Origin of the sequence: Pseudoalteromonas luteoviolacea CPMOR-1 (assembly GCF_001625685.1) — a bacterium.
In the GTDB taxonomy this organism is placed as follows: Bacteria; Pseudomonadota; Gammaproteobacteria; order Enterobacterales; family Alteromonadaceae; genus Pseudoalteromonas; species Pseudoalteromonas luteoviolacea_K.
Window position 1 is genome coordinate 1 of sequence record NZ_AUYC01000100.1, and the last position, 1,349, is coordinate 1,349.

At 40.7% G+C, this 1,349-nt stretch carries 1 protein-coding gene and 1 pseudogene; both read right to left on the reverse strand.

The annotated features are described in order from the left end of the window. Window positions 1-225, reverse strand: coding sequence for a hypothetical protein (locus N473_RS25680; RefSeq protein WP_063370435.1), 225 nt, complete (start codon window positions 223-225; stop codon window positions 1-3). Then, window positions 218-1,349 (reverse strand): annotated as a pseudogene (locus N473_RS25685) (hypothetical protein); the annotation flags it as partial. The gene N473_RS25680 and the pseudogene N473_RS25685, both read right to left, overlap by 8 nt.

Below are 1,349 nucleotides of genomic sequence, written 5' to 3' on the forward strand. Positions count from 1 at the left end.
TTAAACCTCTAATTCTGAATAAGGCAGATCGGGCGCGGCTCCAACAATGCGCCCGTCTTCAATGTATGCACTTCCCGATGCAACTGAATCCCCTAGCACTGTACTTTGTGAACTATCGCTGTGTTCAACTGTAGTTGTGCCGTCAGTATTCACATGAACAATTTTAACTATTGAGCGCTGCTTATTGCTTAGTACAGCGTTCAATCTATTTAATGCATTAGACATTACTAACAACCTTGATAGTTTGATTAACTGTAATTGCGCCCTGAGCATTTACTGATGCTGTTATAGAAAGACTATCGCACGTCGCCTTGTACAATGAATCGGCATATCGGATACCAACCAGCATGCCTGGTCGAATTGGCGGTAAATTACCTAGCAGTTTAGTTCTAATAGTCGATTCCTTCTTGTTTCCACTTCGTGCAAGCTCGCAAGTACCGCGCTGTCTAGCAGCTAGATTGTCAGTTATAAGAGCATCAATAATATCAGGGGCATATTTGTCACCTAATGTGTCACGGCGTTTTATTTTGCACGCAACTCCCTGTTGCTCACCACGAACAAAAACCGCGTTATTTTCTTGATTAATGGTCTCACGAGATGAATGCTCGAGTATTAGTGACTCATTCAAAATAACATCACATACTGCGTTATCTGTGTCCCATGGATTTACAGGCCACTCTGGAACAACAGATACTTCTTTATTTGCATCATCAAAATCTAAGATCGCACCAACACTTTGCGCAATTCTAAGAACAGCCCCTGCTGGTGTTAAATCTCGATAGCTAAATGTGTTAGTAGGAACTGGATAATCAATCATTTCATTTTTAATAACCCAGCCACTATTAACTAATGTATCGGACAATATGCCCGCAAATGTTTTATTGGTGGTGTTAGTGTAATTTGCTGTTCTAGTGTACGGAGCTGACAACATTGCAAACCGGCTTCGAATTGACGCGTTATAACTGTTATTACCAAACTTTAAAGACACACTAGGCTGCTCACATACCACAACAAAATCATAACCGTTTATTGTGACCAACAGCTCTCTGTTTAGTGCTCTATCCATGTCTATTTTTGAACAAAACTTAATTGAGCCGGTTGCTGCAAACTGCCCCCGCGCTATTGAATAACTAAAGCTGCTAATAATGATGTCCGTATTGTCAGACAGTCGTTTACATGTAATCGTTGGCTGCATAATGTATGAATTCTGTAATTGAGGTTCGATTGGAATTTTTCTATCAATAGTGGGAATGTCATCATCTGACCTGATCAATCCCCCAGATATACCCAGAAAACACTGCTTAGTTGTTCCAAACACAAGCTTAGAAGAATGCTTCTCTCTGCCCATT